Below are 14,893 nucleotides of genomic sequence, written 5' to 3' on the forward strand. Positions count from 1 at the left end.
CCGGGTTTCCCGGGTTTCCCGGATTCTCAGGGTTTCCAGGCTTCCGGGCTTCCCGGTGCTGATCGGCAAGAGGGATCCGGGCGCGGTGTTCCGCAGCGTTGCGGCGTCCGGCAGCGGCACCTCTCGGCTTCCCGGGTCCTCCCCGCCGGGGCCTTCGGCGGCGCTCCGTGCGGCTCTCCCGGAGGTGGCCGGTCGGCGGGCCGCCGCTTCCCCGACGGGTGGCCGGAGCGGCGCCGGCGGACACCGCCCGGGGCGGACGACGGACGGGCCGGGGAGAGCCGTGGCCCTCCCCGGCCCGCGCCGGTGCCGTTGGTGTCAGCGAACCTGATCGACGTCGACGAGGTCGACGCGGATGCCGCGACCGCCGAGGGCGCCCACGACGGTCCGCAGGGCACGGGCGGTGCGGCCGTTACGGCCGATCACCTTGCCGAGGTCCTCCGGGTGCACCCGGACCTCCAGCACCTGCCCGCGGCGCAGGGTGCGCGAGGCGACCTGCACGTCCTCGGGGTTGTCGACGATCCCCTTCACGAGGTGCTCGAGGGCCTCCTCGAGCATCATCAGGCCTCGGTGGACTCGGCCGACGAGGCGTCCGCTCCGGCCTCGTCCGCCTTCTTGTCGGACTTCTTGGCCTTCGGGGTGATCGCCTCGCCCTTGGGCTCGTCACCGGCGTCCTTGGCGGCGGCCTCGAACAGGGCGCGCTTGTCCGCCTTGGGCTCGGGGACCTTCATCGGCTCGGGGGCCGGGAGGCCCTTGAACTTCTGCCAGTCACCGGTGACCTTGAGGATGGCCGCGACCGGCTCGGTCGGCTGCGCGCCGACACCCAGCCAGTACTGGACACGCTCGGAGTCGACCTCGATGCGCGACGGGTTCTGCACCGGGTGGTACAGGCCGATCTCCTCGATGGCCCGGCCGTCACGGCGGGTACGGGAGTCGGCGACGATGATGCGGTAGTGAGGCGACCGGATCTTGCCCAGGCGCTTCAGCTTGATCTTGACTGCCACGGGAGTGGTGTCTCCTGCTCTATGACGTGTTTGAGCAGCACGGCCTCCCACGTGGGGTTGCGGGTGCCGGGCGCTCGATGGACGCGTCAGCCGAGGGAGAGAGGGGTCCGGACCGGCTGCCGAGTACTCAACGGCCCATTCTGCCACACGCCCACGGGCCCACCGCACGCCCCCACGGATGCCTCCGCGGGCCCCCCGCGGGCGGCCCGGGCCCGCCCCTGGCCGGGGCGGGCGGATCCGCGGGGGTGGTACGGCGGCGTGCGGGAGGTCAGGCCGCGGCGGCGGTCTTCGCGGTGTCGGAGGAGCCGGCGGCCTCGGGGATTCTGAACGGCTTTCCGCAGCCGCCGCAGACGATCGGCGCCTGGGCCAGGACGGACGGGACGACCCGGACGTTCCGCCCGCAGTCGCAGACCGCCTTGACGCGGACGCCGCCGCCGGACGAGCCGTGCCGGGCCGCCGGCCCGCGGAAGCTGCGGCCGGCGTCCCCGGCGGTGGCGGCCGAGTGGGCCTTCAGCGCGCGGCCCAGCCGCTCGATCGTCGGCCGGTAGCGGCGCTTCGCCTCGGGGGTGAGGGCCACCAGGGAGAAACCGCTGCTCGGGTGCGGCTCCTCGGAGTGGTCCAGCCCGAGTTCCTCGGCCACCGCAAGGAATCTGCGGTTGTGGTAGCGGCCGGCCCGCGAGGTGTCGCGGATGCCGCGGGCGGCGGCGATGCCGTGGACCGCTTCGTGCAGCAGTCGTTCGAAGGAGAGCCCCACGCCGCAGGCGGAGGAGGACTCCCCGATCAGGGATTCGGGCGCGGCGAGATCCGGCAGCTCCGGGTGGTGCCGTTGAATATCGGCCCACGCGTGCGCCAGTTCCGCGGCGAGAACTGGTGGTGTCGTGCTCACGTCGTAAAGAACGAACCGGGACTGTCCGGTGTTCCGATACCGGGCATCCCAAATAATTTGCACGTACCAGTCAGTTTCCGCTCTGTTACGGAACCGCGGCGTCCCAGGACGGCGGCGCCCCCGGCGCGAAACCTCCGCCGGGGACGGAACCGGGGCGTCCGCGGTATGGCGGAGTCCCGGCGGCGGTGGCAGGCAGGCTGAGAGCGCAGCGGTGCTCCCCGCGCACCCCGCGTTCGGACGCGGCGGAGCGGCCCGGGGAGCGCCGGGCACTCCGCGGGCACGCGCCGGAATGACGGACGCGACGCCCTGGAGGACTCGGCCCGCCGGGCCGGGCTGCGGCCGGACGGCCCGGGCCGGGTCTCCCGCCCGTTCGGCTACGCCGACCTCGACAGCGCGGTACGCGGCCTGCTCTCCACCGGGCCGTCCGGCACGGAGGGGGCGGCCACGGAGCGGAACCGGGACCTGGCGGAGAGGGAACTCGCCGCGGCGCTCCGCCCTCACCGCCGGGCGGACGGCACCGTCTGGCTGGAGAACGTCTTCCGCCATCTCGTCGCCCGGACCTGACGGCCGGGCGCCGGACCGTCGCCGTGCCCGGCCGGGAGGCGCCCGGCCGGGGAGCCCTCTGGCCGTTCCCGCGGACAGCGGCTCCACCCCACCAGGCCCCGCGGCGGAGACCGCGGCGCGGGACCACGGCCGGTTCAGCGGCCCGCACGGCCGGCCGAGATCACCGGCAGGCCGGCCGAGGCCACCGGCGGGTCAGCGGGTGAACTTCTTGAACTCGTCCGGCAGTTCGAAACCCGGGCCGCCCTCGCCGCCCTGGGGCAGCCCCAGCGGGTTGGCGGCCTGCTGCTCGCGGCGCGCCGCGGCGGCCTGCTCCTCGGCCTTGCGCTTCATCGGGTTGCCACTGCGGCGCTTGCCCTTGGCGGGCTTCTGCGGCTTCTTCTTCCGGCCGCCACCGCCGGGCATCCCCGGCATCCCGGGCATCCCCGGCATGCCGCCGCCCTGCGCCATGCGGGACATCATCTTCCGCGCCTCGAAGAACCGTTCCACGAGGTTCTTGACGGCGCTGACCTCCACGCCGGAACCGCGCGCGATCCGGGCCCGGCGCGAGCCGTTGAGGATGACCGGGTCCTGCCGTTCGGCCGGGGTCATCGACCTGATGATCGCGGCCGTGCGGTCGACGTCCCGGTCGTCCAGGTTGTTGATCTGTTCCTTCATCTCCCCCATGCCCGGGAGCATCCCGAGCAGCTTGGAGATGGAGCCCATCTTCTGGACCTGTTCCATCTGGGCCAGGAAGTCCTCGAGCGTGAACTCCTTCGGGCCCTTGGCCAGCTTGCCGGCCATCTTCTCGGCCTCGGCCTGGCTGAAGGTCTGCTCCGCCTTCTCGATCAGGCTGAGGACATCACCCATGCCGAGGATGCGGGAGGCCATCCGGTCCGGGTGGAAGGCGTCGAACTCGTCCAGCTTCTCGCCGTTGGAGGCGAACATGATGTTGCGGCCGGTGACATGCGCGATGGAGAGCGCGGCGCCGCCGCGCGCGTCGCCGTCGAGCTTGGAGAGCACCACGCCGTCGAAGCCGACGCCGTCCCGGAACGCCTCGGCGGTGTTCACCGCGTCCTGGCCGATCATCGCGTCGACGACGAAGAGGATCTCGTCCGGGCGGACGGCGTCGCGGATGTCCGCGGCCTGCCGCATCAGCTCCTCGTCGATGCCGAGACGGCCGGCGGTGTCGACGACGACCACGTCGTACTGCTTGGCCCGGGCGTGCTCGACGGAGTCCTGGGCGACCCGCACCGGGTCCCCGACACCGTTCCCCGGCTCCGGCGCGAACACCGCGACACCCGCGCGTTCGGCGACGACGGAGAGCTGGTTCACCGCGTTGGGACGCTGGAGGTCACAGGCGACCAGCAGCGGGGTGTGGCCCTGGCCCTTGAGCCAGCGGCCGAGCTTGCCCGCGAGGGTCGTCTTGCCCGCGCCCTGCAGACCGGCGAGCATGATCACGGTCGGCGGGGTCTTGGCGAAGCGCAGCCGGCGCGTCTCGCCGCCGAGGATGCCGACCAGCTCCTCGTTGACGATCTTGATGACCTGCTGGGCGGGGTTGAGCGCCTGGGAGACCTCCGCGCCGAGCGCCCGCTCCTTGACCTGCTTGATGAAGGCCCGGACGACGGGGAGCGCGACATCCGCCTCCAGCAGGGCGATACGGATCTCGCGGGCGGTGGCGTCGATGTCCGCCTCGGACAGACGGCCCTTGCCCCGGAGGTTCTTGAACGTCGCTGCGAGGCGGTCGGAAAGAGTGTCGAACACGGCGGTCGCGAATCCTCGGATCGATGGGGGCGGGCATCCAGCTGACCCCCAGGGTATCCGCACGCTCCCGGTACGGTCTCCCCCCGCCGCCGGGTCGCCGTGCCGGAGAGCGGTCAACCGCCGTCAGGACAGCGCGTCCTGGACCGCGCGCGCCAGCTCGGCGGCCCGGTCACCGGGGAGCGGGGAGCCGTCGGTGGCGGTGAGGTAGAAGGCGTCGACCGCGTTGGAGCCGAGCGTGCTCACGTGCGCGCTGCGCAACCGCACCCCGGCTCCTTCCAGGGCGCGTCCGATGCGGTGCAGCAGGCCGGGGGCGTCCTGGGCCCGGACCTCCAGGACGGTCGCGTGGTGGGAGGCCGTCGCGGGTGCCACGGTCACCTGGGGCGGCGGGGGCCGCACACCGTGGCGGCGCGGCTGGGCGGACTCGCGCTCGGCGAGCCTGGCGGCGACGCCGAGCGAACCGTCCAGCGCGCGCAGCAGGTCGGCACGGAGCCGGGACTCCTCGGGCGCGGAGCCGTACTCCGCCGCCACCCGCCAGCTCAGCAGCAGTACCGGGCCGTCCGCCACCCCGCCCGTCCGGTCCGGGGCGCCGGTCCGGGGCACCCCGGGCGCTCCGGGGTCGAGCAGACGGAGTTCGGCGGAGCGCACCGTGAGCCGGTGCAGGGCGAGCAGCCCGGCCAGCAGCGGCAGCAGCCCTGGGCGTTCCGGGGCGGCGACCACGAGTTCGGCGCCGCCCGGCTCCGGGGGCCCGGGGGATCCCTCGGGACCGGACGCACGGGGGGAGCTGAGCGCGAGGACGGGCCCACCGGTCCGCAGCGCTTCTCCGGCCAGCCGGAGTTCCGTGGGCGTCCACGCGGCGTCGTCCTCGCGGCGGGGCGCCGGCTCACCCGCGAGAACGGCCGAGGTGCGGCGCACGAGGTCGGTGACGAGGAAGGCGCGCCAGGCGCTCCAGGCGGCGGGCCCGGTGGCGAGGGCGTCCGCCTCGGTGAGGGCGTGCAGCAGGGCGAGGGTCTCGTGGTCCCCGACGGCGTCGGCGACCGTCCGGACGGTCGCCGGGTCGTCCAGGTCCCGCCGGGTCGCCGTCTCCACCAGCAGCAGATGGTGGCGGACGAGCGTGGTGACCGTCCGGACATCCGCGGCGCCGAGGCCGATCCGGCCCGCGATCCCCTCCGCGAGGACGGCGCCCGCGGCGGAGTGGTCCCCGGGCCCGCCCTTGCCGATGTCGTGCAGCAGCGCGGCGGTCAGCAGCAGATCGGGGCGGCGGACGCGGCGGCTGAGAGCGCCCGCGCGCACGGCGGTCTCCACCAGATGCCGGTCGACGGTCCAGCGGTGCACGGCGTTGCGCTGCGGCCGGCAGCGGACCAGCTCCCAGTCCGGCAGCAACCGGGTGACCAGCCCTTCCGCCTCCAGCGCCTCCCACACCCGCACGGCGGGCGGGCCCGCGCCCAGCAGGGTCACCAGCTGTTCCCGGGCCTCGGCGGGCCAGGGCACCGGCAGCGGGGCGGAGGCGGCCGCCAGGCGGCGGACCGAGTAGGGCGACAGGGGCAGCCCCGCGCGGGCCGCCGCCGCGGCGGCGCGCAGCGGGAGCACCGGGTCGCGCTCCGGCCGGGCGGAGCGGGCCAGTACGGCCTCGCCGTCCTGTTCGACGACGCCCTCCGCGAGCGGCGTGCGCTCCGCCGCCCCGCCGGGGCCGGACGCGGCCCGCGTCCGGCCGGGGAGCAGCCGGCGCACCCCGGCGCGGGCGGAGCGGGCGCGGAGGACCCGCCCGACCTCGCGCCAGGTGACCTCGTCGGCGTAGGCCACGGTGCGGGCGGCCTCGTAGACCTGGCGGAGCAGCTCGTCGGCGCCGGGGAGCGCGAGGTCGGCGGCGACCTGGTCCTGCTCCTGGAGGGCGAGCCGGTCGGTGGCGCGGCCGGTGGCGAGATGGAGGGCGTCGCGGGTGTCCAGCAGCCGGGCCCGCGCGCGGTCCAGCCCCGCCCGCGGTGCGTCCGCCAGCCAGGAGGCGGCCACGGCGCGCAGAGCGGTCAGATCGCGGAGGCCGCCGTGTGCCTCCTTGAGGTCGGGTTCCAGCAGGAACTGCAGGTCGCCGTGGCGACGGCGGCGCTCCGCGCCCAGCTCGCGCAGTTCCGGCAGGCGCCGCGGCGCCTGGTTGCGCCAGTCGGCGAGCACGTCCCCGCGCAGCGCGGAGGTGAGCGCCGGGTCGCCGGCGAGGTGGCGGGCGTCCAGCAGCCCGAGCTGCACCTTGAGGTCCTCGCGGGCCGTGGACCGCGCCTGGGCGACGGTGCGCACGGAGTGGTCGAGGGAGAGGCCGAGGTCCCACACCGGGTACCAGACGGCGTCGGCGACGGCCGCCACGGTGCGCGCGTCGAGCCCGGTGTCGTGGAGCAGCAGCAGGTCGAGGTCGCTGCGCGGGGACAGCTCGCCCCGCCCGTAGCCGCCGACGGCCACCAGGGCCGTTCCGGGCGGCGGGCCGGGCCGCTCCGCCGCGTCCGCCCGGTCCGCCGGGGTGCCGGCGGACGCGAGCAGGGCGGCCAGCCAGTCGTCGGTGAGCCGGGAGAGCGCGGCCCGGCGCGGCCGGCCCGTGTCCTCCCCCTCCCGGAGCAGCCGGGCGCGGGCCGCCGCGTACCCGCCGGGCGGCGGGCCGGGCCGCTCCGCCTCACTGCCGTTCCCCGTACCGCTCCGCACGCCGTTCCTCACCGGATGATCCCCTTGCCGCGGCCCCGGGGCCGCTGTCTCGCGCCGGGTGGCCGGGCGGGCCCGCGTCCGTCTCGCGGGCCCGCCCGGGGTCCCGTCAGAGCGCGTCCGGGCCGCGCTCGCCGGTCCGTACCCGGACCGCGGTGTCGACGGGTACGGACCAGACCTTGCCGTCGCCGATCTTGCCGGTGCGCGCGGCCTTGACCACGACCTCGAGCAGCTGCTCGGCGTCCCCGTCCTCGACGAGCACCTCTATCCGCACCTTGGGCACCAGGTCGACGGTGTACTCGGCGCCGCGGTACACCTCGGTGTGCCCGCGCTGCCGGCCGTAGCCGCTGGCCTCGGTGACGGTCAGGCCCTGCACCCCGAAGGCCTGGAGGGCCTCCTTGATCTCGTCCAGCCGGTGCGGCTTCACGACCGCCGTGATGAGCTTCATGCGTCCACCTTCTTGTTCCGCGGCGCCGCGGCGCCCGTGCCCGTGAGGTCCTGCACCGTGTTACGGGAGGCGGGGGTGCCTCCCACGGTGGAGAAGTCGTACCCCGTCTCGGCGTGGAAGGCCTGGTCGAGCCCGGAGGTCTCCTCGTCCTCGGTGGCGCGGAAGCCGATGAGCTTGTCCACCAGCTTCGCCAGCAGCCAGGAGACGACGAAGGAGAAGGCCATCACCGAGAAGGCGCCGATCGCCTGCTTGCCGAGCTGGTTCAGGCCGCCCACGCCGTCGATCGCGAGGACGCCCACGAGCAGGGTGCCGATGACGCCGCCGACCAGGTGGACGCCGACCACGTCGAGCGAGTCGTCGTAGCCGAGGCGGTACTTGAGGCTGACCGCCCAGGAGCAGACGGCACCGGCGACGATCCCGATGAGGATGGCGCCGAGGGCGTTCACATGGGCGCCCGAGGGCGTGATGGCGACGAGGCCGGCGACCGCGCCGGAGGCCGCGCCCAGCGTGGTGAAGGCGCCGTGCCGGACGCGCTCGTACACCAGCCAGCCGAGCATCGCGGCACCGGTGGCGACCTGCGTGTTCAGCGCCATGGTGGCGGCGGTGCCGTCGGCGGCCAGGGCCGAGCCGGCGTTGAACCCGAACCAGCCGAACCACAGCAGGGCCGCGCCGAGCATCACCAGCGGCAGGTTGTGCGGGCGCATGGGCTCCTTGCGGAAGCCGATGCGCTTGCCCACGACGAGCACGGCGGCGAGCGCGCCGACACCGGCGTTGATGTGGACCGCGGTCCCGCCCGCGAAGTCGATGACGTCCAGCTGGTACAGCCAGCCGTCCTCCTGCCACACCCAGTGCGCGACCGGGAAGTAGACCACGGTCACCCAGAGCGCGATGAACAGCGACCAGGCGGTGAACTTCACCCGGTCGGCGAGGGCGCCGCTCATCAGGGCGGGGGTGAGCGCGGCGAACATCAGCTGGAAGGCGGCGAAGGCGAAGACCGGTATGCCCTCGTCGCCGCCCGTCAGTGTCGTGGCGTCGATGCCGGAGAGGGCGAGGTGGTCGAAGTTGCCGAGCAGGCCGCCGCCGATGTCACCACCGAAGGCCAGCGAATATCCGTAGAGCACCCAGAGGATGCTGACGATGCCCAGGGAGACGAAGGACATCATGAGCATGTTGAGAGCGCTCTTGACCCGCACCATGCCCCCGTAGAAGAAGGCCAGGCCGGGGGTCATCAGCATCACGAGCGCGGCACTGATCAAGACGAAAGCGGTATCTGCGCCATTCAATGTCGATCTCCTCGAAGCGACGGCCCGTGCGGGATGGGCGTGAGGTGGGCCGGTTTCCCTTTCGAGACTGACCGGGCGCGGTTTCCGTCGATGCCCGTCGGTGTTTCCGCGCCGTGACGAAGGCCACGCCCGTGTTACACGGAAATGAACCGCCGGGCGGCGCGCGCGGGCGTGCCGTCACCCTCGCGGCGGGGCCGCCGGTGGCCGGAACCCGACGGAGCCGGCCGGGCCCGGGTACGGCCCGTGACCGTCCGGTCGCGACGGGACGGGAGCCGCCCGCGGGCCGGGCCGGGCCGCTTCACACGGCCCGCGGCACCTCGGCGCAACCGGGCAGCTCACGCGCGAGCAGTTCGGTGACCTCGGTGACCTCCACGACCCCCGGGTACTCCCGGGCGACGTGGTCCACGGCCTTCCGCAACCGGGTGTTCACCCGCTCGGACCGCATCCGCCGGGCCACGGGGACCGCCTGCCCGGCGAGCGCCGCGGTGCGCTCGGGCTCCCTCTTCAGCAGATGCACGGTGGCCATACCGATGAGGTTGAGCGCGTAGGAGCGGCGGTGCTCGTCGTCCTGGCCGAACAGCTCCACGGACCGCTCCATCAAGGGCTCGGCCAGCGAGGCGTAGGCCGGGCTCCGGCCGGCGACGTAGGCGAGATCGCGGTAGGAGTGGGCGTTCTCGCCGTTCAGCTCGGCCTCGGAGAAGAAGCGGATCCAGTCCGGGTCACCGTCGCCCGGGGCGGCCTCGGCGAAGGTCTCCTCGGCCATCCGCACGGCGCGTTTGCACCGGCCGGGGGAGCCCATGTTGGCGTGGGCACGGGCCTCCATCGCATACAGCATGGCCTGGGTGCGGGGGGTGGCGCGGTCCCGGCTGCCGTACTGGGCGAGATGGATCAGTTCCAGCGCGTCGTCGGGCCGGCCGAGGTGGACCATCTGGCGGCTCATGTCGGCGAGGACGGCGGAGCCCAGCGGCCGGTCCCCGGCCTCCTTCGCCGCGTGCAGCGCCAGCACGAAGTACTTCTGCGCGATCGGCTGGAGACCGATGTCGTGGCTCATCCAGCCGGCGAGCTGGGCGAGTTCGGCGGCGACGGCGAACAGCCGGTGGCGGACGGGCGAGGGATGCGGCTCGTGCAGCAGGTCGGTGACCTCGTGGAGCTGGCCGACCACGGCCTTGCGGCGCAGGCCCCCGCCGCACTGGGCGTCCCACTGCCGGAACATCCGGGTGGCGCTCTCCAGCTCGGCGAGTTCGGGTTCGCAGAGCCGGGTGGCGCGGCGGCGGCCGTCGCGGCCGGGGACCGGTGCCTCCTCGGGCCGGGTGGTGGGCTCGGGCACCAGCCAGCGCTGCAACGGCTCGACGAGAGCGGGCCCGGCGGCCAGCGTCAGCGAGCTGCCCAGGAAGCCGCGCCGGGCCAGCATCAGATCGCTGCGGGAGAACTCGCCGAGCAGGGCGCTGGTGCGCGACCCGCTCCACGGGAGGTCCACGGCCGAGGCCGACGGGGACGGGGGCGGGGTACGCAGACCGAGGTCCTCGATGGAGACCACACAGCCGAAACGCTCGGAGAACAGCTCGGAGAGGATGCGCGGAATCGGCTCGCGCGGCTGCTCCCCGTCCAGCCAGCGGCGGACCCGCGAGGTGTCGGTGCTGACGTGGTGGGCGCCCAGCTGCCGGGCGCGCCGGTTCACCTGGCGGGCCAGCTCGCCCTTCGACCAGCCGCTGCGCAGGAACCACGAGCCCAGGGGCTCGTTGGGGTGCTTGTCAGCGTGCGTCGCACTGCCGCCGGTGCCCACCTGAACGCCCCCGTTCTGCCACTGCTGTACGAGCGCCGGGCACCGGACGCGCGCGGTCCCGCCCCGGGGCGCCCGCGGGTGGGCGGCGCGCGGACCGGCCGCGCACCGGCCGGCCTGACCGGCGCCGGCGGCCGGACGGCACCGGACCGTTCCGGCCGCCTCTGATCCCCGCCGGTCGCCCGCCGGACGAATCCGCCCACCGGAAGCGGGAAGGCCGCACCGCATCTACCCGACCCCATGGGGACCGGCCGGCCCCGGCGACTCCCCCGCCGCCGCGGAACCGGCCCGCCCCCGGGCGCACCGGCACCCCGGGAGAAGGCGCCGGCCGCTCGCCGGCCGCTCCCCGGAGCCCTGGCACACCGCTGGTACACCATGTGCGCACCGAAAGTAATCCTACGATCACCTGTGTGACGAGCGGATGGAAGGAAACGCCACCATTCGCCACCCCATGGAATGAACTGACGCCTTATTCATCGCGATTGACTTGACACCGCGGAAGAGGCCGGGCGGGCGGCGGCGACCGGGCGCACGCGGCGCACCGCCACCACCCCCCGCGCCCCACCGCGCCGTATACAGCGCCACCATTCGCGACAGACGGTGATGGGGCGTTGCCATGCGGTGACCGGGGCCGGGACGGCACCGCGTCGCCGGCACCGGTCCGAACGACCCGATGGAGAGGGCATGGGCTTCACGATCGGCGGGATCCGGGATCTCCGGCCGCGCCCGCGGCGCCGCGGGCGCCCGCCCGGGCACACGGTGGTGGCGGAGTACACCGGCCTCCACGGCTGGGACGTCCTCCCCGGAGCCCACCTCCGGCCGGTCACGGGCCACCCGGGCGGTCCGGCGCGGCGGTGTTCCTGCGCCGCGCCGGACTGCCCCTCCCCCGGAGCCCACCCGCTCGACGGCGCGCCGGTGGTGCCGGCCGGTGCGACGCCGTGCGAGGCGGCCGCCGTCTGGGCCGCGTTCCCGGGGGCCGCCGTCCTGTTGCCGGTGGGCCGCTCGTTCGACGTCATCGAGGTCGGCGAGGCGGCGGCCCGGCACGCGCTCACCCGGATGGAGCGGATGGGGCTGCCGCTGGGGCCCGTCATGGTCACCCCCGGGGGCCGGGCCCACTTCCTCGTCGCGCCGGGCGCCTGTGCCGGGCTTCCGGAGCTGCTGTACCGGACGGGCTGGGACGGCGCCCGGCTCGACCTGCGCTGCCTGGGCCCCGGCAGCCACATCACCGCGCCGCCCTCGGACCTGGCCGGGCTGGGGCCGGTGCGCTGGCTGCGCCGCCCGGAGCCGGCCACCGCAGGCCGCCCGCCGCACGTGCGGCTGCTGCTCGGCGCGCTCGCCTATGTGTGCCACCGCGCGGCGGCGCTCTGAACGACACCCGGGACCGGGCGGGCCGTTCCCGTCCCCGCCGGACCGGGCCGGCGGCCCCGCGCCCGGTGTCATGCCCGGGAGGGGCCGCGCCGGTCCCGGCTCCTCCTCCCGGCTCCCCCTGGGTACGGCGCCGGGCCGCCGCCCGGCCGGCGCGGCGCGTACCGCGTACCGGCCCCGGGCGGCGGCCCGGCGGAACCATCCGGTTCACTCCCCCAGCAGCGCGTCCACGAAGGCCTCCGGCTCGAAGGGGGCGAGGTCGTCCGGCCCCTCGCCCAGCCCGACGAGCTTGACCGGCACGCCCAGCTCCCGCTGCACGGCGATCACGATGCCGCCCTTGGCGGTGCCGTCCAGCTTGGTGAGCACGATTCCGGTGATGTTCACGACCTCGGCGAAGACCCGGGCCTGCACCAGCCCGTTCTGCCCCGTCGTGGCGTCCAGCACCAGCAGCACCTCGTCCAGCGGGCCATGCTTCTCCACCACCCGCTTGACCTTGCCGAGCTCGTCCATCAGCCCGGTCTTGGTGTGCAGCCGGCCGGCGGTGTCGACCAGCACCACGTCGGCGCCCTCGGCGATGCCCTCCCGGACGGCGTCGTAGGCGACCGACGCCGGGTCACCGGCCTCGGGACCGCGGACGGTACGGGCCCCCACCCGCTCGCCCCAGGTCTGCAACTGGTCGGCGGCGGCTGCCCGGAAGGTGTCGGCCGCGCCGAGCACCACGCTGCGCCCGTCCGCGACGAGCACCCGGGCGAGCTTGCCCGTGGTGGTCGTCTTGCCGGTGCCGTTGACCCCCACGACCATCACGACGCCCGGGGTCTCCAGCCCGCCCTCGGTCCGCACGGAGCGGTCGAGATCCGGGCCGATCAGCGTGAGGAGTTCCGCGCGCAGCAGCGCGCGCAGCTCGTCGGGGGTCCGGGTGCCCAGCACCTTCACCCGCTGCCGCAACCGCTCGACCAGCTCCTGCGTGGGGGCCACGCCGACATCGGCGGTCAGCAGGGTGTCCTCGATCTCCTCCCAGGTGTCCTCGTCCAGGTGATCCCGGGAGAGCAGCGTGAGCAGTCCCTTGCCGAGCGAGTTCTGCGAGCGCGAGAGCCGGGAGCGGAGGCGGACGAGCCGGCCGGCGGCCGGTTCGGGCACCTCCACCGGCGGCGCCTCGGGGACGGGGAGCACCGGTGGCTCGGCGACGGTGGCCCCGGCGCCGGGCAGCCCCACCTCCTCGATGGTCCGGTGCTCTTCGGGGGCGGACGGCCCGGCCTCCTCACCCACATGGGGCTCGGCGGGCGGTGCCGTGACGGTCGGCGCTGCGGGGGGCGGAGGGGCCGGCCGCTTCTTCCGGCGGCCGGTCACCACCAGCCCGGTGATCGCGCCGACGGCGACCAGGGCGATGACGAGTGCGAGGATGACGAATTCCATAACCCTCCCAGTATCGGCCACCCCCGCCGCGCCGTACCCGCCCGGCCGCGTGCGCGCGGCGGCCGGGGCGGGCCCGCAGGTGACGGGGGCGGCGGTGTACGACGGCCCCGGGCCGGTCAGCCCATCTCCTCCAGCGACTTGCCCTTGGTCTCGGGAACCCACTTCAGGACGAACGGGATCGAGAGCACGGCGAAGACGGTGTAGATCACATAGGCACCGGAGAGGTTCCAGTCCGACAGGCTCGGGAAGCTCACGGTGATCAGCCAGTTGGCGACCCACTGGGCGGCGGCGGCCAGGCCCAGCGCCGCGGCGCGGATGCGGCCCGGGAACATCTCACCCAGCAGCACCCAGACGACCACACCCCAGGAGAGCGCGAAGAAAAGGACGAAGGAGTGCGCCGCGACGAGCGCCACGGTGCCCTGCGCGTCGGGGATCGAGAGGTCCGTCCCGCTGCCGGTCTTGTGGGAGAAGGCCCAGGCGGCCAGTGCGAGGGAGACGGCCATACCCACGGACCCCACCAGCAGCAGCGGCTTGCGGCCGAACCGGTCGACGAAGATCATCGCGATCACGGTGCCGATGATGTTGATGATCGAGGTGGTGAACGAGTAGAAGAACGAACTCGTCGGGTCGATCCCTACGGACTGCCACAGCGAGGCCGAGTAGTAGAAGATCACGTTGATCCCGACCAGCTGCTGGAAGACCGACAGCCCGATACCGACCCAGACGATCGCCGGCAGCCCGAACCGCCCGCCCGTCAGGTCCCGGAGGTTGGACTTGCGGTCCACGCGCATCGCCTCGCGGATCTCGGCGATCCTGCCGTCCAGGTCCGCCGCCGTCCCCTCGACCGTCCGCAGCACTTCCCTGGCCCGGTCCGTACGGCCGGCGGATATCAGGAAGCGGGGCGACTCGGGGATCACGAAGGACAACAGGCCGTAGATCAGCGCCGGGACGACCTCGACACCCAGCATCCACTGCCAGGCCTCCAGCCCGAGCAGCGTCCCCCGCTGATCCCCGTCGGCGAGGCCGAGCAGCGCGAAGTTCACCAGCTGGGAGACGGCGATGCCGATGACGATGGCCGCCTGCTGGAACGAGCCGAGCCGGCCGCGGTACGCGGGCGGGGAGACCTCCGCTATGTAGGCGGGGCCGATCACGGAGGCCATACCGATGGCCACACCGCCGACCACCCGCCACCAGGCGAGGTCCCAGATGGTGAAGGGCAGCGCGGAGCCGATGGCGCTGGCCGTGAAGAGGACGGCGGCGATCTGCATCACGCGGATGCGGCCGATGCGGTCGGCGATCCGGCCGGCGACCGCCGCACCGAGGGCGCAGCCGATCAGCGCGGCGGCGATGACCTGGGCCAGGAGTTCCGAACCGGCGTCGAACCGGTCGCGGATCGCCACGACCGCGCCGTTGATCACGGAGCTGTCGTAGCCGAAGAGGAAGCCGCCCATCGCGGCCGAGGCCGTGATGAAGACGACCTGGCCGATGTGGTCCGGTCGCGCGCCGCGGCCCGCGGCGGCCGGGGAGGGGGTGCTGGACACGGTGTCTCCTGGGCCCGGCGGCGGACGGGCAGACGCGGGGAACCTTCAGGGACCGGGACCGCCGCAGTCAAGCCTTGAAGGCGTCTGATGCGCAGCCGGGACTTGATGTTCAGCTGTTGACATCACCAGGCTGGCCTCTGCGCTGCTTCCCCCTGGCCGGTCACTCATGCGCCGTCCCCGCCCGGGCCCCGGG

Annotated in this window: 11 protein-coding genes; 1 reads left to right on the forward strand and 10 read right to left on the reverse strand. The window is 74.4% G+C overall.

The genetic code is table 11. From position 1 onward, the window contains the following. Positions 1-315: 315 nt before the first annotated feature. From HCK00_RS17565 to nsdA, 8 genes are all read right to left on the reverse strand, one after another. Complete coding sequence (locus HCK00_RS17565) at positions 316-555, reverse strand: RNA-binding protein (protein WP_168102975.1); 240 nt, start codon at positions 553-555, stop codon at positions 316-318. Between the two features lie 2 nt (positions 556-557). Next, complete coding sequence (rpsP, locus tag HCK00_RS17570) at positions 558-1,001, reverse strand: 30S ribosomal protein S16 (protein WP_168102928.1); 444 nt, start codon at positions 999-1,001, stop codon at positions 558-560. Between the two features lie 268 nt (positions 1,002-1,269). Then, the gene (locus tag HCK00_RS17575; protein ID WP_168102929.1) at positions 1,270-1,887 is read right to left on the reverse strand and encodes a hypothetical protein; all 618 of its coding nucleotides are present in this window, start codon (positions 1,885-1,887) and stop codon (positions 1,270-1,272) included. A gap of 756 nt (positions 1,888-2,643) precedes the next feature. Next, complete coding sequence (gene ffh, locus HCK00_RS17580; RefSeq protein WP_168102930.1) at positions 2,644-4,191, reverse strand: signal recognition particle protein; 1,548 nt, start codon at positions 4,189-4,191, stop codon at positions 2,644-2,646. Between the two features lie 123 nt (positions 4,192-4,314). Next, on the reverse strand, positions 4,315-6,873 hold the full coding sequence (locus tag HCK00_RS17585) for a [protein-PII] uridylyltransferase (protein WP_168102976.1): 2,559 nt from the start codon (positions 6,871-6,873) through the stop codon (positions 4,315-4,317). Between the two features lie 106 nt (positions 6,874-6,979). Continuing rightward, positions 6,980-7,318: a P-II family nitrogen regulator gene (locus tag HCK00_RS17590; protein WP_168102931.1), complete on the reverse strand. Its 339-nt coding sequence runs from the start codon at positions 7,316-7,318 to the stop codon at positions 6,980-6,982. After that, complete coding sequence (locus HCK00_RS17595) at positions 7,315-8,601, reverse strand: ammonium transporter (protein ID WP_168102932.1); 1,287 nt, start codon at positions 8,599-8,601, stop codon at positions 7,315-7,317. The genes HCK00_RS17590 and HCK00_RS17595 overlap by 4 nt, the downstream gene beginning before the upstream one ends. Before the next feature lie 298 nt (positions 8,602-8,899). Next, positions 8,900-10,384: a transcriptional repressor NsdA gene (gene nsdA / locus HCK00_RS17600; RefSeq protein WP_168102933.1), complete on the reverse strand. Its 1,485-nt coding sequence runs from the start codon at positions 10,382-10,384 to the stop codon at positions 8,900-8,902. A 681-nt stretch (positions 10,385-11,065) separates the two neighbouring features. On the opposite strand from nsdA, the gene HCK00_RS17605 reads away from it, so the two are divergent. Beyond that, on the forward strand, positions 11,066-11,749 hold the full coding sequence (locus tag HCK00_RS17605; protein WP_168102934.1) for a bifunctional DNA primase/polymerase: 684 nt from the start codon (positions 11,066-11,068) through the stop codon (positions 11,747-11,749). A gap of 204 nt (positions 11,750-11,953) precedes the next feature. Here HCK00_RS17605 and ftsY read toward each other — a convergent pair whose 3' ends face one another. Both ftsY and HCK00_RS17615 read right to left on the reverse strand, forming a co-directional pair. Then, positions 11,954-13,159: a signal recognition particle-docking protein FtsY gene (gene ftsY / locus HCK00_RS17610; RefSeq protein WP_168102935.1), complete on the reverse strand. Its 1,206-nt coding sequence runs from the start codon at positions 13,157-13,159 to the stop codon at positions 11,954-11,956. 116 nt (positions 13,160-13,275) lie between these two features. Then, complete coding sequence (locus HCK00_RS17615) at positions 13,276-14,700, reverse strand: sugar porter family MFS transporter (RefSeq protein ID WP_168102936.1); 1,425 nt, start codon at positions 14,698-14,700, stop codon at positions 13,276-13,278. Positions 14,701-14,893: the final 193 nt, after the last annotated feature.

It is taken from the genome of Streptomyces zingiberis, from assembly GCF_012034935.1.
Taxonomy (GTDB): domain Bacteria; phylum Actinomycetota; class Actinomycetes; order Streptomycetales; family Streptomycetaceae; genus Streptomyces; species Streptomyces zingiberis.

Coding starts and splice junctions, on each gene's coding strand:
- HCK00_RS17565 (WP_168102975.1), bottom strand. CDS start 555: ATGCTCGAGGAGGCCCTCGAGCACCTCGTGAAGGGGATCGTCGACAAC.
- HCK00_RS17590 (WP_168102931.1), bottom strand. CDS start 7,318: ATGAAGCTCATCACGGCGGTCGTGAAGCCGCACCGGCTGGACGAGATC.
- HCK00_RS17605 (WP_168102934.1), top strand. CDS start 11,066: ATGGGCTTCACGATCGGCGGGATCCGGGATCTCCGGCCGCGCCCGCGG.
- ftsY (WP_168102935.1), bottom strand. CDS start 13,159: ATGGAATTCGTCATCCTCGCACTCGTCATCGCCCTGGTCGCCGTCGGC.